This is a genomic window from Brachybacterium huguangmaarense, from assembly GCF_025725725.1.
GTDB lineage: Bacteria > Actinomycetota > Actinomycetes > Actinomycetales > Dermabacteraceae > Brachybacterium > Brachybacterium huguangmaarense.
The window spans coordinates 3,008,998-3,028,823 of the sequence record NZ_CP107020.1 but is presented as its reverse complement, the minus strand read 5'-3'; the positions used below and the strand labels follow the sequence as shown (position 1 = coordinate 3,028,823).

The 19,826-nt window shown below is 72.9% G+C and carries 18 protein-coding genes; 11 read left to right on the top strand and 7 right to left on the bottom strand.

Features of this window, described 5'->3' with window-relative positions; translation table 11 throughout:
• Positions 1–12 precede the first annotated feature (12 nt).
• Genes BRM3_RS13965 through BRM3_RS13955 form a run of 3 tightly spaced genes read right to left on the bottom strand, consistent with a single transcriptional unit; the run spans position 13 to position 2,874 of the window.
• Positions 13–822, bottom strand: coding sequence for a DUF4097 domain-containing protein (locus BRM3_RS13965; protein WP_263593896.1), 810 nt, complete (start codon positions 820–822; stop codon positions 13–15).
• Between the two features lie 49 nt (positions 823–871).
• Positions 872–1,525 carry a LuxR C-terminal-related transcriptional regulator gene (locus BRM3_RS13960; RefSeq protein ID WP_263595474.1) on the bottom strand — a complete coding sequence of 218 codons (654 nt, stop codon included), beginning with the start codon at positions 1,523–1,525 and terminating at the stop codon, positions 872–874.
• Positions 1,526–1,560: 35 nt separating this feature from the next.
• A complete protein-coding gene (locus BRM3_RS13955) occupies positions 1,561–2,874 on the bottom strand; it encodes a sensor histidine kinase (RefSeq protein WP_263593895.1) in 1,314 nt (437 codons plus the stop codon).
• Positions 2,875–2,992: 118 nt separating this feature from the next.
• Between BRM3_RS13955 and BRM3_RS13950 the strand changes: the two genes are divergently transcribed.
• From BRM3_RS13950 to rlmB, 4 genes are all read left to right on the top strand, one after another.
• Positions 2,993–4,183 (top strand): LacI family DNA-binding transcriptional regulator, encoded by a 1,191-nt coding sequence (locus BRM3_RS13950; RefSeq protein WP_263593894.1) that lies wholly within the window; start codon positions 2,993–2,995, stop codon positions 4,181–4,183.
• Between the two features lie 30 nt (positions 4,184–4,213).
• Positions 4,214–4,696 carry a phage holin family protein gene (locus BRM3_RS13945; protein ID WP_263593893.1) on the top strand — a complete coding sequence of 161 codons (483 nt, stop codon included), beginning with the start codon at positions 4,214–4,216 and terminating at the stop codon, positions 4,694–4,696.
• A 90-nt stretch (positions 4,697–4,786) separates the two neighbouring features.
• Positions 4,787–6,238 carry a cysteine--tRNA ligase gene (gene cysS, locus BRM3_RS13940; RefSeq protein WP_263593892.1) on the top strand — a complete coding sequence of 484 codons (1,452 nt, stop codon included), beginning with the start codon at positions 4,787–4,789 and terminating at the stop codon, positions 6,236–6,238.
• Position 6,239: 1 nt separating this feature from the next.
• The gene (rlmB, locus tag BRM3_RS13935) at positions 6,240–7,220 is read left to right on the top strand and encodes a 23S rRNA (guanosine(2251)-2'-O)-methyltransferase RlmB (protein ID WP_263593891.1); all 981 of its coding nucleotides are present in this window, start codon (positions 6,240–6,242) and stop codon (positions 7,218–7,220) included.
• Between the two features lie 49 nt (positions 7,221–7,269).
• Here rlmB and BRM3_RS13930 read toward each other — a convergent pair whose 3' ends face one another.
• Entirely contained in the window at positions 7,270–8,511 is a 1,242-nt protein-coding gene (locus tag BRM3_RS13930; RefSeq protein ID WP_263593890.1) for a DUF4032 domain-containing protein, read from the bottom strand.
• Positions 8,512–8,659: 148 nt separating this feature from the next.
• Entirely contained in the window at positions 8,660–9,745 is a 1,086-nt protein-coding gene (locus BRM3_RS13925; protein WP_263593889.1) for an ABC transporter ATP-binding protein, read from the bottom strand.
• Positions 9,746–10,090: 345 nt separating this feature from the next.
• Between BRM3_RS13925 and BRM3_RS13920 the strand changes: the two genes are divergently transcribed.
• Together BRM3_RS13920 and BRM3_RS13915 are read left to right on the top strand one after the other, a co-directional pair.
• A complete protein-coding gene (locus tag BRM3_RS13920; RefSeq protein WP_263593888.1) occupies positions 10,091–10,771 on the top strand; it encodes a peptide deformylase in 681 nt (226 codons plus the stop codon).
• 142 nt (positions 10,772–10,913) lie between these two features.
• Positions 10,914–11,630, top strand: a complete 717-nt coding sequence (locus BRM3_RS13915) for a hypothetical protein (protein WP_263593887.1) — start codon at positions 10,914–10,916, stop codon at positions 11,628–11,630.
• 438 nt (positions 11,631–12,068) lie between these two features.
• On the opposite strand, the gene BRM3_RS13910 is transcribed toward BRM3_RS13915, so the two are convergent.
• Together BRM3_RS13910 and BRM3_RS13905 are read right to left on the bottom strand one after the other, a co-directional pair.
• The gene (locus BRM3_RS13910; protein WP_263593886.1) at positions 12,069–13,004 is read right to left on the bottom strand and encodes a hypothetical protein; all 936 of its coding nucleotides are present in this window, start codon (positions 13,002–13,004) and stop codon (positions 12,069–12,071) included.
• A 322-nt stretch (positions 13,005–13,326) separates the two neighbouring features.
• The gene (locus BRM3_RS13905) at positions 13,327–13,839 is read right to left on the bottom strand and encodes an inorganic diphosphatase (RefSeq protein ID WP_263593885.1); all 513 of its coding nucleotides are present in this window, start codon (positions 13,837–13,839) and stop codon (positions 13,327–13,329) included.
• 253 nt (positions 13,840–14,092) lie between these two features.
• Between BRM3_RS13905 and BRM3_RS13900 the strand changes: the two genes are divergently transcribed.
• The 5 genes from BRM3_RS13900 to folE all read left to right on the top strand — a co-directional run bounded on the left by BRM3_RS13900 (position 14,093) and on the right by folE (position 19,824).
• Positions 14,093–15,490, top strand: a complete 1,398-nt coding sequence (locus BRM3_RS13900) for a D-alanyl-D-alanine carboxypeptidase/D-alanyl-D-alanine-endopeptidase (protein WP_263593884.1) — start codon at positions 14,093–14,095, stop codon at positions 15,488–15,490.
• A gap of 10 nt (positions 15,491–15,500) precedes the next feature.
• Complete coding sequence (tilS, locus tag BRM3_RS13895; protein WP_263593883.1) at positions 15,501–16,595, top strand: tRNA lysidine(34) synthetase TilS; 1,095 nt, start codon at positions 15,501–15,503, stop codon at positions 16,593–16,595.
• Positions 16,596–16,660: 65 nt separating this feature from the next.
• On the top strand, positions 16,661–17,200 hold the full coding sequence (gene hpt / locus BRM3_RS13890) for a hypoxanthine phosphoribosyltransferase (RefSeq protein WP_263595473.1): 540 nt from the start codon (positions 16,661–16,663) through the stop codon (positions 17,198–17,200).
• 3 nt (positions 17,201–17,203) lie between these two features.
• A complete protein-coding gene (ftsH, locus tag BRM3_RS13885; RefSeq protein ID WP_263593882.1) occupies positions 17,204–19,252 on the top strand; it encodes an ATP-dependent zinc metalloprotease FtsH in 2,049 nt (682 codons plus the stop codon).
• A gap of 11 nt (positions 19,253–19,263) precedes the next feature.
• A complete protein-coding gene (gene folE / locus BRM3_RS13880) occupies positions 19,264–19,824 on the top strand; it encodes a GTP cyclohydrolase I FolE (RefSeq protein ID WP_263593881.1) in 561 nt (186 codons plus the stop codon).
• Positions 19,825–19,826: the final 2 nt, after the last annotated feature.

Below are 19,826 nucleotides of genomic sequence, written 5' to 3'. Positions count from 1 at the left end.
GCCCCGGCCGCCTCAGCGGGTGACCGTCACGTCCCCGATGTCGGAGCGGGCGGTGAGCGGCGCGGCCCCGGGCAAGGAGAGCCCGGGGTCGACCCGCACCTCGCCGAGATCGGCCGACGCGTCCACCAGGTAGGGCGTGTCGCCCGGCACGGACACGTGCACGTCGCCCGTGTCGGCCGTGACCTCGATGCGCTGCGGGGCCGCGCCCTCGTCGAGCAGCACGCGGACGTCCCCGATGTCCGAGCTGACCTGGAGGGAGCCCGTGGTCGCCACGCCCGGCAGCTGGACGTCGCCCGTCGAGTCGTGCACGGCGAGCGCCCCGTAGGAGCCGGTGACGGCGAGGTCGCCGACGTCGGCGCCGACGGTGAGGTCCATCGTGGCCGCGAGGTCCGCGGGCACGGTCAGCTCGAGGCTGTCGGTCGCGTCGTCCCAGGGGCCGAGGCCGATCGACCCCGGCTGGGAGACGTCGATCGTGGTGCCGTCGGCGCCGTGGGCGGTCGTCACGCGGGCGCGGGCGGTCCCGTCGGCGGTGGTGCTCGCGCCGGGCGAGCTGTCGTACAGGCGCAGAGTGACCTCGTCGACGTCGGTGCTCGTGCGGACCGTCACGTCGCCCAGGTCGCTCGTCACGGCGAGGCGGTCGGGGCGGCCGAAGGACTGGGTGGCCGGGATGTCGGTGTACGAGCCCCAGCTCCTGGCGGCGAGGATCGAGCCGGTCACCAGGCCGCCGAGGGTGAGGACCACCATGGCGGCCGCGATCAGCAGGAGGACCGCGCGCCAGGAGCGGTCGCCGCCGTTCGACGGCGGCAGGGGGTGCGAGGGCACGGTGGCGCGCTGCGGCGCCGTGGGCGGTGCGGGGTGGGGGCGGTGGTGGTCATCGTTCCTCCGATTCGAGATAGCGCAGCACGGCCATGACACGGCGGTTCTCGCCGTCCTCGGGAGCGAGGTCGAGCTTGGCCAGGAGCGAGGAGATGTGCTTCTCGACGCTCCCGGGCGAGACGAACAGCGAGCGCGCGATCGCCGTGTTCGAGCGGCCCTGGGCCATCAGCTCGAGCACCTCGCGCTCGCGGGGAGTGAGGCGTTCGAGGGTCGCCCGGCGGCGGGACCGCACGAGGATCTGCTGGACCACCTCGGGGTCCAGCGCGGTGCCGCCCCCGCCGACCGTGGCGACGACCTCGAGGAACGCCTCGACGTCCGCGACGCGGTCCTTGAGCACGTAGCCCAGCGAGCCGGTCGAGTCCGCGATCAGCTCGGAGGCGTACCGCTCCTCGACGTACTGGGAGAGCACGAGCAGGGCCACGCCCGGGTCCTGGCTGCGGATGAGCATCGCGGCGCGGATGCCCTCGTCGGTGAACGTGGGCGGCATGCGCACGTCGACGATCGCGAGGTCGGGGGCGTGGCGGGTGACGGCGTCGAGCAGGCCGGTCGCGTCGCCCACGGCGGCGACGACCTCGTGGCCGCCGTCGACGAGCAGACGCTCGAGGCCGGCGCGCAGCAGCACCGAGTCCTCCGCGAGGACGATCCGCAGGCGCTCGGGAGGCGCGGGCTGGGAGTGGGCGGTGGTCATCGGGCCAGGTCCTTCCGGGCGTCGGTCAGGGGGATCACGGCGGACAGGCGGGTGCCGTGGCCGGGGGAGCTCATGATGTCGAGCCGGCCGCCGGTCGCGCGGACCCGGTCGGTCAGCCCTGCGAGCCCGGTCGAGACGCCGTCGCGGCGCACGTCCGCGCCGCCGACGCCGTCGTCCTCGACCATGAGCGCAAGGTTCCCCGCGTCGCCGCGCACGTCGACCCGGGCATGATCGGCGCCGGAGTGCTTGGCGATGTTGGTGAGCGCCTCGGAGACGACGAAGTAGGCGACGGCCTCGGCCTCGCGCCCGGGCCGTGCGGCCAGGTGCACGCGCAGGTCGACGGGGATGGCGGAGCGGGCGGCGAGCGCGGACAGGGCCGCGTCGAGCCCGCGGTCGGTCAGGACCGCCGGGTGGATGCCGCGGGCGAGCTGGCGCAGCTCGGTCATGATCGCCTTGGACTCCTCGTGGGCCTCGGCCACGAGCTGCTCGGCCCGCACCGGGTCGGTCGTGATCTTGGGGCGCGCCATGCCGAGGGTCATCGCCAGGGCGACCAGGCGCGGCTGCACCCCGTCGTGGAGGTCCCGTTCGATGCGCAGGCGCTCGGCCTCGGCGGCGTCCACCGCGCCCTGGCGCTGCTCGGTGAGCTCGGCGACCTCCTCGCGCAGCGCGTCCTCGCCGCTCGGGAGCATCACGCGGTCCAGGCCGCGCTCGGCGACGGTCCCGACCGCGAGCACGCCCACGGCGAGCAGGGCCAGCAGCGCCGCCGCGCCGACCAGGCCGAGCGGTCCCGGGTGGGTGCCGAGGAAGACGGCGTCGATCCCGCGCGCAGCGGCCTCGCCCAGCACGTAGGCGGTCATGAGAGCGGCCCAGAACAGCGAGCTGAAGACCAGGCCGACGAGCATCACGGCGTGGTGGTGCAGGACCGAGCGCCAGAACGGCCACGACGTCGCGTCGAGCCACAGCGTGTGCAGCCAGCCGGCGAAGCCGCCCCGGGTGGAGACCCGGCGGGCGGGCACCACGACGTCGATGCCGTGGGCGGCGCGGGCACGATGGCGCTCGAACGACGCGGCGGCCCGCATCGCGAGCACCCACACGACGAGCAGCAGGGCGCCGATGCCGAGGGCGAGCAGGCTCGAGATCCCGGTCGCGAGCAGCGTGACGCTCACGACGCCCCAGGTGAGGGCCAGGAGGCCGGAGACGAGGACGCTCGCGGCGCCCGCGAGCCCGTGGCGCGAGGTGCGCGGGGCGCGCCGGGCGGGCGCGCCGGCGACGCGAGGTGCGGCGGGTGGACCCGCGGTGGTGGCTGTCATGCTGCGAGCGTACGGGCGCGGCCGGACCCGGCCCCAGGCGGCCGTCCGTACACCTGACCGGGGGATAACCCCCGGACGACGGCGCCGTCGTCGCGCGGCATGCGGTTCAATGGTGCCCATGAGCAACGACGCATCCAGCACGTCCGGCGACGGGCGCATCGACCCCCGCCGCGACGAGAACGACGCGACCGCGTCCACCGATCAGGTCGTCGAGCAGGTCGACCACGTCGCCGCCGGGATCGCGGCCGAGCCCGGTCGCGGCCGCGGCACGCTGCGCGACGTCGCCAACTCCCTCGGCATCTCGAGCGCGGTCGCCCTGCGCGCCCTGCGCGGCGCCGACGACATCAAGCCGCGCCTGGCCCAGCACGTGCGCGAGGCCGCGGAGCGTCTGGACTACCCCCTCGACGACGTGTCCGCGGAGACCGGGCACGCCAACGGCGTGGTCGCCGTGCTCGTCAACACGATGCGCAACACGTGGATCTCCGACCTCGTCCGCTCGATCCGCATCGAGCTGGCCGCGACCAGCCGCACAGCCGTCGTGGTGCCCACGCGCCGGCGCCTGCCCGAGTACCCCGTGGCCGCGGACACCGAGGTCATCACGTCGCTGCTCGACCTCGGCGTCGACGGCTTCCTCATGATCTCCGACCTCGCCGATCTCGAGAACGCCCTCGACGCCACGGGCGACCGGCCGCTCGTCGGGATCGGCTGCTCGGAGAGCCTCGCGGGCCGCTTCGACACCGTGCGCATCGACGACGTGATGGGCCAGGGCCTGCTCGTCGACCATCTGGTCTCCCTCGGGCACACCGAGATCGCCCACGTCGGCGGCGTCGGCTCGGCCGTCGCCCGCGAGCGCGCCGATGCGTTCCGCGCCGCGATGGCGCGCCACGGCCTCGAGGCCAACGCGCGGGTCGAGCCGGGCGACTTCACCGAGGCCGTCGGCGAGACCGCCGGCTCGATGCTGCTGCGCGGCTCGACCGTGCCCACCGCGATCACGTGCGTCAACGACCCCTCGGCGATGGGCGTGCTGTCGGCCGCGCACGACGCGGGCTACGACGTGCCCACGCGTCTCGCGGTCGCGGGCTACGGCAACACGTCCCTCGGGGCGACGAGCTTCGTGGACCTCACGAGCGTGGACCCCAACGCCGAGCGCATGGGCGCGCTCGCCGCCCAGTTCCTCGTCGAGCGCATCGGCGGGCTCGAGGTCGACGCGCGCGACGTGGCCGTCGCCCCGAGCCTCGTGGCGCGCCGCTCGACCTCGTCGCCGCCCCGCCACGACGAGCCCCGACGGCGCCGTGTCCACGTGGATTGAGCCCCCTCGCGCTGGTATAGGGTGCCGAGCATGATCAACACCACGAACGATCCGAGCACGCCGCCCACGCAGCGGTCCATCGGTGAGCTCGTCGCGTCCATCAAGGACGAGCTCGTCGGTGTCGTCCATCACGAGGTCGACATCGCCAAGAAGGAGCTCACCGCGCTGGGCATCAAGGTCGGCATCATCGCGGCCTGCGCGGCCGTGGTGCTGTTCCTGCTGCTCTCGGCGTGGGTGATGCTGCTGTTCTTCTTCGCCGAGGGGCTCACCGCTCTCGGCCTCCCCGCCTGGGCGTCCTTCCTCATCGTCGCGGGCGTGTTCATCGTGCTCGCCGCGGTCGCGGGCCTCGTCGCGTTCGCCTACGTCAAGAAGCTGCGCGCCCCCGAGGTGACGATCGAGACCGCCAAGGGCGCCGTCGACGCCGTGCAGGGCAAGCGCCACTCGACGCCCGTCAGCTACGACGACACCTTCGAGGAGCTCTACGGCAAGCAGGTCAGCGCCCGCTCCGAGTGACCCTCGGCCCCGAGGTCCACGCCGGCCCCGTCGCCCGCTCCCGCGGACGGCGGGGCCGTGGCGTGTCCCGGGGGCAAGTACCCTGGTGACGTGAGCCTGCGACTGTACGATTCCGCGACCCGCGAGACCACCGAGCTGCGCCCCGTGCGCGAGGGCGAGGTCTCGCTGTACGTGTGCGGACCCACCACCCAGGGGGCGCCCCACCTGGGCCATCTGCGCACCTTCTTGTCCGTGGACATCCTGGTGCGGTGGCTCGAGCGCTCGGGCCACGCCGTCACGCACGTGCGCAACGTGACGGACATCGACGACAAGATCCTCGCCCTGTCGGCCGAGGCCGACGCAGAGTGGTGGGCCTGGTCGCTGCGCTTCGAGCGGCAGTTCCAGGACGTGCTCGACCGGCTCGGCGCCCGGCGTCCCACCTACGAGCCGCGGGCCACCGGCCACGTGCCCGAGATGATCGCCTTCATGGAGCGTCTCATCGAGCGCGGCCACGCGTACGCGGACGGTCAGGGCAGCGTCTACTTCGACGTGCGCTCGCTGCCCGAGTACGGCTCGCTCACGCGGCAGAGCCTCGAGGACATGCAGGACGCGGGGGAGAGCCCCGAGCCCGGCAAGCGCGACGCACGCGACTTCGCGCTGTGGAAGCGCGCCAAGGACACCGAGCCCGACACCGCCGCATGGGACACCCCGTTCGGGCGCGGCCGGCCGGGCTGGCACCTCGAGTGCTCCGCCATGATCCGCAAGTACCTCGGCGAGACCTTCGACATCCATGCCGGCGGCCTCGACCTGCGCTTCCCCCATCACGAGAACGAGCAGGCGCAGTCCCATGCCGCCGGCTACGGCTTCGCGCAGCGCTGGATGCATCCCGGCGTGCTCACCGTCGACGGGCTCAAGATGGGCAAGAGCCTGCACAACTTCGTGACGGCGGCCGACGCGCTCGCCGCGCATTCCGCGCCCGCCGTGCGGCTCGCGCTCGCGGGCGGGCACTACCGCGCGGTCGTCGAGTACAACGCCGCGACCACGGCCGAGGCGGAGGTCGTGTGGGAGCGCTTCGTGCAGACCGTACGCCGGGCCCTGCGCCTCGTGGGCGAGGCGGGGCGCGGCCCCGTCGCCGAGGTCGAGCTGCCCGAGGCCTTCGTCGCCGCGATGGACGACGACCTCGCGGTGCCCGAGGCGCTCGCCGTCGTGCACGGCACCCAGTCCCGGCTCAACACCGCGATCGGGGCGGGCGACGCGGCCGCGGCCCTGCCCCTGCTGCGCGCCCTGCGAGCCATGCTCGACGTGCTCGGGCTCGACCCGCTCGACCCGCACTGGGACGCCGACGGGGCGACGAGCGCGGGCGGCGGCGCCGCGACCGCGGAGCACGCGGCGCTCGACGCGCTCGTGCGCTCCCGCCTGGCCGAGCGCGCCGAGGCGCGCGCGGCCAAGGACTGGACGCGCGCCGACGCGATCCGCGACGGCCTCGCGAGCGCGGGCATCCGCGTCGAGGACGGGCGCGAGGGCGCCGACTGGACCATCGAGACCACCACCGGAGGGAACTGACGTGGCAGGCAACGGAGGCCGCCGAGGAGCGGTCCGCAAGGGCAAGAAGGGCGCGACCGTCGGATCCGGCGGTGTGCGCCGGCGAGGACTCGAGGGCAAGGGGCCGACCCCGCGCGCCGAGGAGCGTCCCGCCCACAAGAAGTACGCCAAGAAGGGCTCGGCGAGCGCGCCGGGCCGCGGCGGCTCCCGCCCCGGCGGCCACGACCGCCGCGGCCCCGGGCGCACCGGCGGCCCCGACCAGGTGGCCGGCCGCAACGCGGTGCTCGAGGCCCTGCGCGAGGACGTGCCCGCGACCGGCGTGACCCTCATGCATCGCATCGACGCCGACGAGCGGATCCGGGAGATCCTGCGGCTCGCCGCGACCCGCTCGCTGCCGGTCGCCGAGACCACGCGCGCCGACCTCGACCGGATGACCGACGGGGCCGTGCACCAGGGCGTCGCGCTCACGATCCCGCCGTACGAGTACGCCGACGTCGACGAGCTGCTGGGCATCGCGGCCGACGCGTTCGAGCCGCCCCTGCTGATCGCGCTCGACTCGATCACCGACCCCCGCAACCTCGGCGCGATCCTGCGCAGCGCTGGCGCCTTCGGCGCCCACGGCGTGATCCTGCCCGAGCGCCGCAGCGTGTCGATGACCGCGAGCGTGTGGAAGGTCGCCGCGGGCGCCGCCGGCCGGGTCCGCGTCGCCCAGGTGACCAACCTGAACCGCACCCTCGCCGACCTCAAGTCCGAGGGCCTGTTCGCGCTCGGTCTGGACGCCGACGGCGACGTCAGCTCGCGCGACGTCGCGCTCGGCTCGGAGCCCGTGGTGCTCGTGGTCGGTGCCGAGGGCAAGGGGCTGTCCCGCCTGACCCGCGAGACGTGCGACCAGATCGTGTCGATCCCGATGGCCGAGTCGACCGAGTCGCTCAACGCGTCGGTCGCGACCTCGATCGCGCTCTACGAGATCGCGGGTCGCCGCGCCGCCGAGGGCATCGCCTGACGCCCGTGCCGTCGTGGCACCGCCGCCGGCGGCGCCACGACGGGCCCCGTCACGGCTCGATGGCGGGGATCGCGGAGGTCTCGGACGCGATGAGCGACTTCTCGTCGCGCCGATGGGGCAGCTGGGTGAGGATGTAGTCCCGCACCGCCTCGTCCATCGTCACGTCCCGTCCGGCCTTCTGCGACAGGTACCACTTGTGCTCGAGGATCTCGTGGTAGAACTCGGGCGCCTCGAGCTTGGAGCGCATCGAGCGCGGGATCGCGCGGACCACGGGCTCGTACTGGTCCTGGACCCACTCCATCGCCACGAACTCCTCGTCCTCGCCCTGCTGGTCGGTGACCGCACGGTACTGGTCGAGGTCGTTGAGCAGGCGGCGCGCCTGGTTCTCCTGCGCGTCGATGCCGGTCAGGCGCAGCAGGCGCCGCATGTGATGGCCCGCGTCGACGACCTTGGGCTGGATCGAGACGGTGGTCCCGTCGAGATCGGTGGTCAGGTCGAGCTCGCCCACGTCGAAGCCGAGCTCGTTGAGGTGCTCGATGCGCTCGGACATGCGCCACTTCTCCTCGGCCGAGAAGCTCTCGCGGCCGGTCAGCGCGGACCACAGCTCGTCGTAGCGCTCGAGCAGCACGTCGCCGATCTCGATCGCGTCGGCGTCCTCGTCCATCAGCTCGCCGGCCTGGAGGTCCATGATCTCGCCGATGATGTTGGTGCGCGCGATGTCGAGGTCGGTGTCGCGCTGGCCGTCGGAGAGACGGTCGTGGAAGGTGCCGGTCTCGACGTCCACGAGGTAGGCGGCGAACTCGCCCGCGTCCCGCCGGAACAGGGTGTTCGACAGCGAGACGTCGCCCCAGTAGAAGCCCTCGAGGTGCAGCCGGACCAGGAGCACGGCGAGCGCGTCGATCAGCCGGTGGGCGGTGTCGGCGCGCGAGAGCTGGCTGAACACGGCGCGATATGGCAGCGAGAACTGGAGGTGCCGGGTGATGAGCGCGGCGTCGAGGGGAGCGTCGTCGGCGCTGCGGCGGTTGGTGATGACGCCGTAGGGCTCGACGGCGGGGATCCCCATCTTGCCCAGGACGCGCAGCATCTCGTACTCGCGACGCGCGAGGCGTTTGTCGATCTCCTTGACGGCGAGCACCTTGCCGGAGAGCCGGACGAAACGGACCACGTGGCGGGAGATGCCGCGGGGGAGCGCGGCCAGGATGCTCGTGGGCCACTCCTCGAGAGGGGTGTTCCAGGGAAGATCCAGCAGCGCTGGGTCAGGACGCGATGCCGTGATCTCCAGGGGTGCCATGGGTCCATTGTCCCCCACCGGTGCCTGAAAGCGCGACGCCTGCACGGCGTGACGCGCGACGAACCTGGCGCGGTCGCGCACGTCAGAGGGCCCGGACATGCGTGACGGGCGCACGGCCGAAGCCGTGCGCCCGTCGTGGAGCGGGAGGTCAGTCGCCCAGGCGGGCACCCGTCTTGACGTCGAACAGGTGCACGTGGCCCTCCTTGGGACGGAAGTGCACCGTCTCGCCCTTCATCGGGGGGCGGCGGCCGTCGACGCGCGCGATGACCGGCTTCGCGTTCGGGTCCGAGCCGGCCAGACGGCCGTACACGTAGGCGTCGGCGCCGAGCTCCTCGACCACGTCGACCTCGACGGCGAGACCCTCACCGGTCTCGGCGATGTCGAGGTCCTCGGGGCGCACGCCGACGGTGACGGCGGACTCGTTGGTGTCCGACAGGGTCGAGCGGTCCACGGGCACGATGGCGCCGCCGAACTGCACGCCCTGATCGGTGAGCTTCTGCTCGACCAGGTTCATCGCCGGCGAGCCGATGAAGCCCGCGACGAAGACGTTGTTCGGGTGGTCGTACATGCGACGCGGGGTGTCGACCTGCTGGAGCACGCCGGCGTTGAGGACGGCCACGCGGTCGCCCATCGTCATGGCCTCGGTCTGGTCGTGCGTCACGTACACGGTGGTGACGCCCAGGCGGCGCTGCAGCGACGCGATCTGGGTGCGGGTGGAGACGCGGAGCTTCGCGTCGAGGTTCGACAGCGGCTCGTCCATGAGGAACACCTGGGGCGAGCGCACGATCGCGCGGCCCATCGCGACGCGCTGGCGCTGGCCGCCGGAGAGGGCCTTCGGCTTGCGGTCGAGGTACTGCTCGAGGTCGAGGATCTTGGCCGCCTCCTCGACGCGCTTGCGGATCTCGGCCTTCGGGGTGCCGGCGATCTTGAGGGCGAAGCCCATGTTGTCGGCCACCGTCATGTGCGGGTACAGCGCGTAGTTCTGGAAGACCATGGCGATGTCGCGGTCCTTCGGCGGGACGTCGGTGACGTCGCGATCGCCGATCAGGATGCGGCCCGCATCGATCTCCTCGAGCCCGGCGAGCATGCGCAGCGAGGTGGACTTGCCGCAACCGGAGGGGCCGACCAGCACCAGGAACTCGCCGTCGGCGATGTCCAGGTTGAGGTTGTCGACCGCCGGGCGCTCCTGGCCCGAGTAGATGCGGCTCGCATTGTCGAAAGTCACTGTTGCCATGACGTGACCGATTCCCTTCACCGGCAGGTACGTGCCGGACGTTCCGTTGTGAAGTGCTGCGCACGCGGGGGAACCCGCATACACGACCGGTGCGGCGAGGGATGTGGGCGATGAGGGGGTCTGGCGGCCTCCCAGGATCACTTCCTCGGGGGCCGGGACCTCATCGTCCGCCTCCGCTCATCGCGCCGGCTCGAGAAAGTGTAACCCGGTCCGAGGGGTGCTCCTGTGAGGACCGACACGTGAGACGCAGGTCGCCGCGCCGGGGCGCGGCGGGGCGCTCCTCCGGGCGCTCGGATCGCCGCGGACAGGACGGAGACGCGCATGCCCGATGCCCATACTGGGGGCATGGACCTCAGTGAACTCGTCGTCAAGACCCTGGCGCGCAGGCGCCGCGCCTCCGACCCGCTGCGCATCGTGCAGGCCGGCCATCCGGCGCTACGCGGCGAGGCCCGGGAGTGGACCGGCCAGCTCGACGACGAGCTGCTCGCCGAGCTCGTGCAGGCCATGGTCGTGACCATGCGCGACGCGCCCGGGGTGGGCCTCGCGGCGCCCCAGATCGGCATCCCGCTCCAGCTGGTCGTGCTCGAGGACCCGGTCGCCGAGGACGAGGCCGACGCCGAGGACGACGTGCTGCGGCGCCACCACCTGCCCCAGCGCACGTTCCTCAACCCCGCCTACGCGGGCGTGGAGCCGCGCCGCGTGTACTACTGGGAGGGGTGCCTGTCGGTCGACGACTGGCAGTCGATCGTCCCGCGCCACCTCACGGTCGACGCGAGCGCCCTCGAACGCCACGACGACGGCACGATCGCGCCCATGGCCGAGCGCTGGACCGGATGGTCGGCACGGATCTTCCAGCACGAGACCGACCATCTGGCCGGCACGCTCTGCCACGATCGCTGCGTGCCGCGCTCGTACGTGCGCAGTCGTTACACCGAGCGGTACGCCGACCTTCCCGAGGCCGTGCGCTGGCTGCGCCTCGAGGGCGAGGTCGCGACCCTCGGCTCCGGCGAGGTGGAGATCGGCTGAGGCGGGCGGCGCGCGGCGCCGTCGCGCGATGCCCGCGGCGCCCTGGACGCATCCCGCCGGGACGACGGCGCGCCCGCTCCCATCGCGGGGTCGGTCGCGCTCGCTACAGTGGCCCCGTTCGCAGCTGATCAAGGAGATGCAGATGAGCCCGAAGGATTCCCCCGCGTCGGACGACTCCGCCGACGCGAAGACCCAGCCCGACGACCGCACGTTCCGCATCGTCGACACCGCCCTCAAGGTGCAGCGCCCCCTGGCCGCCACGTACGTGTCCTCGCTGCGCAGGAAGCACCTCGATCTGAGCGAGGACGACCTCGTCGCCCACATCGAGAAGCGCTTCTCGCGCATGCTGACCGCCTCGGGCGCCGGGGTCGGCGGCACCGCCGCCCTGCCCGGCGTGGGCACTGCGGCCGCCGTCGTCCTCACCGCCGGCGAAGGGGCGGCGTTCGCCGAGGCGTGCGCGTTCCTGACCCTCGCCGTCGCCGAGATCCGCGGGGTCGACATGGGCGATGCCGAGCGTCGCCGCGCGATCGTGCTCGGCGTGCTGGGAGGCGAGAAGGGCGCCGAGATCATGGGCAAGGCCCTGGGGCGCCAGGGCATCCAGTGGTCCTCGGTGCTCTCGGGCGTCGCGCCCGACTTCGTCGTCAACGCCGCGAGCAAGCAGTTCCGCCGATGGATCCGGCGCAAGGTCGCCGCCCGCCTCGGCGGGGTGTGGGCCGGTCGTCTGATCCCCTTCGGGATCGGCGCCGTGATCGGCGGGGTGGGCAACCACCTGCTCGCCAAGGGCGTGATCGACGCCGAGCGCGAGATCTTCTCCCACGCCCCGGGCGGCCACCTCGAGGCGGGCGACGCCCAGGGCTGACGCCTGAGGGGCGGGGCGGTGCTCTGGGTTGGCGCCCGGAACCCTCCGGGCCGCCTGGGACTCGAGATCGCCCCTCTCAACCCGGCCCTCAGCCCGGGCCGACCTGATCCCTCCATCACCGAGATCGCCTTTTCGGGCGGAATTCTTGGCTGATTCCACCCGAAAAGGCGATCTCGATGCGCGTCGGGGCGCGGGTTCCACCGGATGTGGCGATCTCGGTGCGCGCCGGTGTCGGAGCAGACGTCCGTCCCGGGGCGCCGAGGGCCTGTCGTCGCCCGCTGGCACGAGCGGCCCCGATGACCGGGGAGGGGCCCCGGGGACGGCGGCAAGTAGCCCTTCACCTCCCAGGCCGAGCCGGCGCCGCGGCACGAGAGCCGTGGGGGACGCCGAGCAGCGCGGACGCGGCACGAGGCTCCGCGGGAGGAGCGCTGTGCCTCGTCAGGGACGCCAGCCGTGCCGCAGGAGCGCGTCGCGGGCACGGAGCGCGCCCACCTCCCCGCCGCGAACGAGGTCAGGAGCCGTCGTCCGCACCTCGATCCAGCCGTGGCGATGCCGCCGCTCCGCCCGGCGGATGTCGCGCGTGAGCTGGGCGGGCGTGAGGTGATGCGGGCCCTCGTGCTCGAGGCAGACCTTCCACTGGCGCCACTGGAGGTCGGGCTCGCCCAGATCCGAGCCGTCCTCGAGGATCCGGGCATTGGCCAGCGGCTCGAGCAGACCCGCTCGACGGCACCCGAGGCGCAGCCGGGTCTCCGCCGGGGAGTCGCTGCCGACCCGTACGAGGGCGAGCGCCTCGCGCAGGGCTCGGGCCCCGCGGCCGGTGTGGGACTCGGCCGCGGCGGCGAGCGCGGAAAGCGTCGTCCACGGCTCGTCGCGCCCCTCGAGTCCGGGGCGTGGGCGACGGACGAAGCAGTCGCCCACGGCCACGAGGTCGTCGAGGCCGAGCAGAGGCGCGAGATCGGCCCAGGTGCGCGGCGCGGACGTCACTCGCGCCCGGGTCGTCGCGACCATGTCCGCAGGTCCGAGAGCGCCGCGATGCCAGGTGACCAGCGTGGTCGGCCGACGCGAACCGGTCGGGTGGAGCAGGTGCACCCCGTCCCCGGCCGTCCACGCCGACAGATCGCGGGGGAGGGGAGCCTGCCACAGCCGTGCCGCGGTCGGACCGCATGCCACGGCATCCCCGTGGACGCGACACAGGCACGCCACGACGTCGAGCTCGGTGATCTCCTGGCCGGCTCGGGCGAACAGCTGCCCGCCGATCCTCATGACGTCGCGCCGTCGCAGGCGGTCAGGGCAGACGCCGAGCGCGAGAGCCTCGCGCAGGCCGAACACGGGCGCGGGCAGGGTCGAGGGGAGGGCTGCTGCATGTCGGGCCATGTGCCGAGCATGGGTCGGCTGCGCACGGCGCGCTGCGGTCATCCCCATCACGCTGGTCAGGGCGTCGGACCGACTGTCCTCCACACAAGACGGGGCCGGAGACGCACCGAGGCGCGGTGCTCGGCCCCGCTCCCTTCTCGCGCATCACGAACGAGATCGCCTTGTCGGGTGGAATTCGCGGCGAATTCCGCCCGACAAGACGATCTCGATGTGCTCAGGAACGGAGGGTTCCGCCGGATGTGGCGATCCCCAGGGACAGCGGCGCCGGGACTCCCTCTGCGCTCAGGAGAGGCGCCCCTCAGCCCTCCAGCCCCGCGGGCCCTCAGATGTCCTGGGTGAAGTCGTTCTCGTGCTCGGTGCCCTTGGCGCGCTCATAGGAGCGGCGGATCTCGGCCTCGGCGTCGCTGCGGCCCTCCCAGTGGGCGCCCTCGACGCTCTTGCCGGGCTCGAGATCCTTGTAGACCTCGAAGAAGTGCTGGATCTCGAGACGGTGGAACTCCGAGACGTCCGTCAGCTCCTGGCGGCGCACCTGGCGCTGGTCGCCCACCGGCACGGCCACGATCTTGTCGTCGCCGCCGGACTCGTCGCGCATGCGGAACATGCCGAGGGCGCGGCAGCGGATCAGGCAGCCCGGGAACGTCGGCTCCTCGAGCAGGACCAGGCAGTCCAGCGGGTCGCCGTCCTCGCCCAGCGTGCCCTCGATGAACCCGTAGTCGTCCGGATAGCGCGTCGCCGTAAAGAGCATGCGGTCCAGCCGGATGCGGCCGTTGTGGTGGTCCACCTCGTACTTGTTGCGGTTCCCGCGAGGGATCTCGATCGTGACGTCGAATTCCACGTGTGATGCTCCATTGCGGTCGGGCCCGGGGGCGGGCTGGGTGGGACGAGTGGGCACACTCTATCGTGGGACGGTCGCACCCGACGGGCGCGGCGGGACGATCACGCACCCCGGGCACGCGGAGGAGATCGCGGCCGGACGGGCAGGGCCCTCGGGCAGGTGTGGAAGGATCGCGGCTCGCGGCCGCGCCGGGAGGACCGCCGTCCCGGGGCGGCGGACAGGCACGGCCGGGAACGGCGGAGCAGGAGGACGGATGAAGGGCGATCGGATCTGGCGCGCAGTGGCCATCGGCCTGTGCGCCGCCCTGCCCGTCGCCTTCTACGTGGTCGGCGACATCACCGACGCCTTCCCCGGTGTGCTCACCGTCGAGTCCGACTCCGGGCAGTCCACGGCCCGTCCCCGGGCCGTCGGCGAGGACTACGAGCGCCCCTCGCGCCGCGCCCTGGCCCCCACCGAGGCCGCCTCGGAGGCGCCGGGGCTCGCCGCCGACCTCCAGACCCGGATGGACGCCCACGCCGCGGACCCCGTCGTCGCCGGTCACCTCGCCTACAGCGTGATCGACGCCGAGAGCGGCGACGTCCTGGCCTCGCGCGACGCCGCGACCGCGCGCACTCCCGCCTCGACCCTCAAGCTGCTGACCGCGACCGCCGCCCTGCGCACCCTCGACGCCGACGAGACCCTGCCCACGACCACGGTGCTCGACGGCGGCACCCTGACGCTCGTGGGCGGCGGCGACATGCGCCTGACCGAGGAGAGCCTGGGCACGCTCGCCGACCTCGCGACCGCGCGCATCCAGAAGGCCGGGACCGGCCACGTGACCCTCGCGCTCGACGACACCCTGTTCTCGGGCGGCGTCAACCCCTCGTGGGGCGCCAACGGCCCCGCGGGCGGCTGGGTCGCCCCGACGTCGGCGCTCGCGATCGACGAGGGCTGGCTCGACGGCGCCGAGTACGGCGCGAAGTCCACCGACCCCGCGATGGACGCCGCCACGGTCTTCCAGCGCCTCCTGCGCGAGCGGGGCGTGCAGGTCGACGACGCGATCGTGCGCCAGGCAGCGCCCGAGGGCGGCGAGCGGGACGCCATCCAGTCCGCCCCCCTGTCCGACCTCGTCGCCCACACCCTCCTGATCTCCGACAACACGACCGCCGAGGTGCTCGGCCGACTCGTCGCGATCGCGCGCGGCGAGCCCGCCACCCCGGAGGGCGCCGCCGCGGCCGTCCAGGCCGAGATCGAGGACCTCGCGACCGAGCAGGGGCTGACCCACGACGGCTTCGCCCTCAAGGACACGTGCGGCCTCGCCGTCGACGACCGCGTCCCGCCCGAACTGCTGGCCGGGGTGGTCGCCGAGCTCGACGCCCCCGACACGTCGCCGTCCCTGCGCGCGATGCTCACCGAGGTGCCGATCGCGGGCCTGACCGGCACCCTCGCCGACCGCTTCGGCGCCCCTGCCGTCGCGGACGGCCGCGGTCTCGTGCGCGGCAAGACGGGCTACCTCGGCGGCACCTCGACCCTCGTCGGCGTGGTCGCGCTCCCGGACGGGCGCTCGGTCGGCTTCTCGATCGTCGTGTACGGCTTCGAGTCGGCCGACAGCGCGAAGGCGAAGGCGGCCGTCGACGCGATCGCGACCGAGATCGTCACCTCCTCGACATGAGGCCTCCGGCATGAGCGGGCCGCCCCCCGTCGTGGCCCGCGCCCGCACGTCCGTGCGGGTCGCGCTCGCCGCCCGCCTCGAGACCCTCGCCGACCGGACCGACCCGGTCGGGCTCGCGCCGCGCCTGCTCGTGGGGGTGAGCGGCGGCGCCGACTCCCTCGCGCTGCTGGCGACCACGGCGTGGGTGGGCTCCCGCATGGGGCTCGAGACGGAGGCCGCGATCATCGACCACGGGCTCCAGGAGGGATCGGACGCGGTCGCCGAGCGCGCCGCTCTCGCGTGCGAGCGTCTCGGCGCGTCCGTCGTGCACGTGCACCGCGTCCACGTGGACCGGAGCCGCCCGGGCGGCCTCGAGAACGCCGCCCGCGACGCCCGCCACGAGGCGCTCGAGGGGCTCCGGGCCGACCGCGGGGCGCTCGCCCTGCTGCTCGGCCACACGCTCGACGACCAGGCCGAGCAGGTGCTCATGGCGCTCGCCCGCGGGGCGGGCGCCCGAGCGCTCGCCGGCATGCCCACCGCGAGCGGCCCGCTCCTGCGCCCCTTCCTCGGCAGCGGGCGCGACGAGACGACCGCGCTGCGCCGCACCGACACCGAGGCCGTCTGCCGCCTCCACGACGTCGAGTGGTGGGACGACCCCATGAACGAGGACACGTCGCTGCTGCGTGTGCGGGTGCGTCGCGAGGTGCTGCCGCTGCTGCGTGACGCCCTGGGCGAACAGATCGACACCAACCTCGCCCGGACCGCCGAGCTCGTGCGCCCGGACGCCGACCTGCTCGACGCACGCGCCGCCGAGGTGCTCGAGCACGTGCGCCGGGACGTCGACGAAAACGCCGGTGACCTGCTGGGACTCGACGTGCACGCGCTCGCGGCGCAGCCGACGGCGATCCGCACCCGGGTCCTGCGCGACGCCGCCCGGCAGGCCGAGACCGACGGGGGCACGCCCTCGGACAAGTCCCTCCTGCGACGCCAGGTGCTCGCGTGCGACGCCCTCGTCGTCTCATGGCACGGTCAGGGTCCGATCCCCCTTCCGGGTAGGATCGAGGCCGCTCGCCGCGAGGGTCTTCTCGTGTGGCGCCTCGCCCCCGAGGACCGTCGCCGATCCTGAGCCTGCGCGGCCTCACCCGATCACCCGAGGAGCCTCGCGTGTCCGATTCCCGCCCGACGTCGAGCATGCACGACGACGTCGAGAACGTCCTGCTGTCCGCCGAGCAGATCGAGTCCAGGCTGGCCGAGCTCGGTCGCACGATCGCCGCGGACTATGCGGACGAGCCGCCCATCCTGGTGGGAGTGCTCAAGGGCGCCGTGATGGTCATGGCCGATCTCGCGCGCCGCATCGACCTGCCGTGCGAGATGGACTGGATGGCCGTCTCGTCCTACGGCTCGGGCACCAAGTCCTCGGGCGTGGTGCGCATCCTCAAGGACCTCGGCGCCGACATCACCGACCGCCGGGTGCTCATCGTCGAGGACATCATCGACTCGGGCCTGACCCTCTCGTGGCTGCTGTCGAACCTGCGCTCGCGCGGGCCGCGCAGTGTCGAGGTGTGCACCCTCCTGCGCAAGCCCGAGGCTGCGCGCGTCGAGATCGACGTTCGCTACGTCGGCTTCGACATCCCCAACGAATTCGTCATCGGGTACGGCCTCGACTTCGCCGAGCGGTACCGCAACCTTCCCTACGTCGGCGTGCTCAAGCGCTCCGTCTACGAGGACTGATACATGCCACGTTCCGAGAACGCCAAGAAGCGGTCGCCCTTCGCCGGACCGCTCGTCTGGATCATCGCCGCCCTGCTCGTCGGGCTGCTCCTGTTCGGCCTGCTGGGCCGCGACGGGTACCGCCAGATCGACACCGAGCAGGGTCTCGCGCTGCTGGCCGACGGCAAGGTCAAGGAAGCCGAGATCATCGACGGCAACCAGCAGCGGGTCGACCTCGTGCTCAACGAGGACTTCGAGGACAAGGGCGATCACGTCCAGTTCTCCTACGTGACCGCGCGCGCCGAGGCCGTCGTCGACGCCGTCGACACGGCCAAGCCCAAGGGCGGGTACACCGACACGATCGCGACGAGCTCGTGGTGGTCCACGCTCGCGATCTCGTTCCTGCCGCTGCTGCTGTTCTTCGGCCTGTTCTGGTTCCTCATCATGAACGCCCAGGGCGGCGGCCGGGCCATGCAGTTCGGCAAGTCCAAGGCCAAGCTCTTCAACAAGGAGTCGCCCAAAGTCACGTTCGCCGACGTCGCGGGCGCCGAGGAGGCCGTCGAGGAGCTCGACGAGATCAAGCAGTTCCTCGTCAACCCCCAGCGCTACCAGGCCGTCGGCGCCAAGATCCCCAAGGGCGTGCTGCTGTACGGCCCGCCCGGCACCGGCAAGACCCTGCTCGCGCGCGCCGTCGCGGGCGAGGCCAACGTGCCCTTCTACTCGATCTCCGGCTCCGACTTCGTCGAGATGTTCGTCGGCGTGGGCGCCTCGCGCGTGCGCGACTTGTTCTCGACCGCCAAGGAGAACGCGCCCGCGATCATCTTCATCGACGAGATCGACGCCGTCGGCCGCCACCGCGGCGCCGGCATGGGCGGCGGCCACGACGAGCGCGAGCAGACGCTCAACCAGATGCTCGTCGAGATGGACGGCTTCGACCCCAACCAGAACGTCATCCTGATCGCGGCCACCAACCGCGTCGACATCCTCGACCCGGCCCTGCTGCGGCCGGGGCGCTTCGACCGCCAGATCGCCGTGGGCGCCCCCGACATGAAGGGCCGCCTGCAGATCCTCCGGGTCCACTCCCAGGGCAAGCCGCTCGCGCCCGACGTCGACCTCGAGGCGATCGCCCGGCGCAGCGTCGGCATGTCCGGCGCCGACCTGGCCAACGTGCTCAACGAGGCGGCCCTGCTGACCGCCCGCAGCGGCAACCAGATCATCGACAACCGGGCGCTCGACGAGGCCATCGACCGCGTCTCGATGGGCCCGCAGCGCTACTCCAAGGTGATGACCGACCGCGAGCGCCAGATGACGGCCTACCACGAGGGCGGCCACGCCATCGTGGCCGCGGCCCTGCGCAACAGCGCGCCCGTGCAGAAGGTGACGATCCTGCCGCGCGGCCAGGCCGGCGGCTACACGATGGTGGTCCCCACCCAGGACCGCAACTACCAGAGCCGCAACGAGCTGCTGGACCGCCTCGCCTACGCGATGGGCGGCTACGCGGTCGAGGAGGGCATCTTCCACGACGTCACCACCGGACCCGGCAGCGATCTGCAGAACGCCACCAAGATCGCCCGCACCATGGTCACCCAGCTCGGCATGAGCGACCGGGTGGGCCAGGTCTTCTACGGCAGCGGCCAGGACGAGGTCTTCGTCGGCATGCAGACCGGCCAGGACCAGCAGTTCTCCGACGAGACCCGCACCCTCATCGACGAGGAGGTGCGCCGTCTGCTGGACGACGCCCTCGACGAGGCCTGGGCGATCATCTCCGAGAACCGCGACGTGCTGGACCGTCTCGTGCTCGAGCTGCTCGAGAAGGAGACGCTCAACGAGAACCAGCTCGCCGAGATCTTCCAGGGCGTGCGCAAGCGCCCCGTGCGCCAGGTGTGGCAATCCTCGTCCGACCGGCCCGTCTTCCACGCCCCGCTCGTGGGCGGCGACCCCTCGAGCGAGGGCGACGAGTCCGCCGACGCGGGCGAGCCGCTGACCCCGGGCGCCCCCGAGCTGCCGCATCCCGGCGGCGAGGACGGACCCCAGATCCCCGGCGCCCCCGGACCGTCCCGGGACGACGCCTGAACGGAGGACGGATGGTCGACGCACCCCGCATCGAGGCCGCCGTCCGCGAGATCCTCGCCGGGATCGGCGAGGACCCCGACCGTGACGGCCTGCGCGAGACCCCTGCGCGCGTGGCCCGCATGTACGCCGAGGTCTTCTCCGGGCTCGAGCAGGACGCGCACGAGCCGCTGTCCACGCACTTCGCGATCGACCACCAGGAGCTCGTGCTCGTGCGCGACATCCGCTTCCACTCGATGTGCGAGCACCACCTGCTGCCCTTCTTCGGGCATGCGCACGTGGGCTACATCCCCAACGGGGAGACCGTGACGGGCCTGTCCAAGCTCGCCCGCGCGGTGCAGGTCTTCGCGCGGCGCCCACAGGTCCAGGAGCGCCTGACGAGCCAGATCGCCGACGCCCTCATGACGGACCTGGGCGCGGGCGGCGCGATCGTCGTGATCGAGGCCGAGCACCTGTGCATGTCGATGCGCGGGGCCCGCGCGGAGGGGGCGCGCACGGTCACCTCGGCCGTCCGCGGGATGCTGCGCGAGAGCGCCACCCGGGCCGAGGCGATGAGCCTGATCGTCAGGGGCTGACG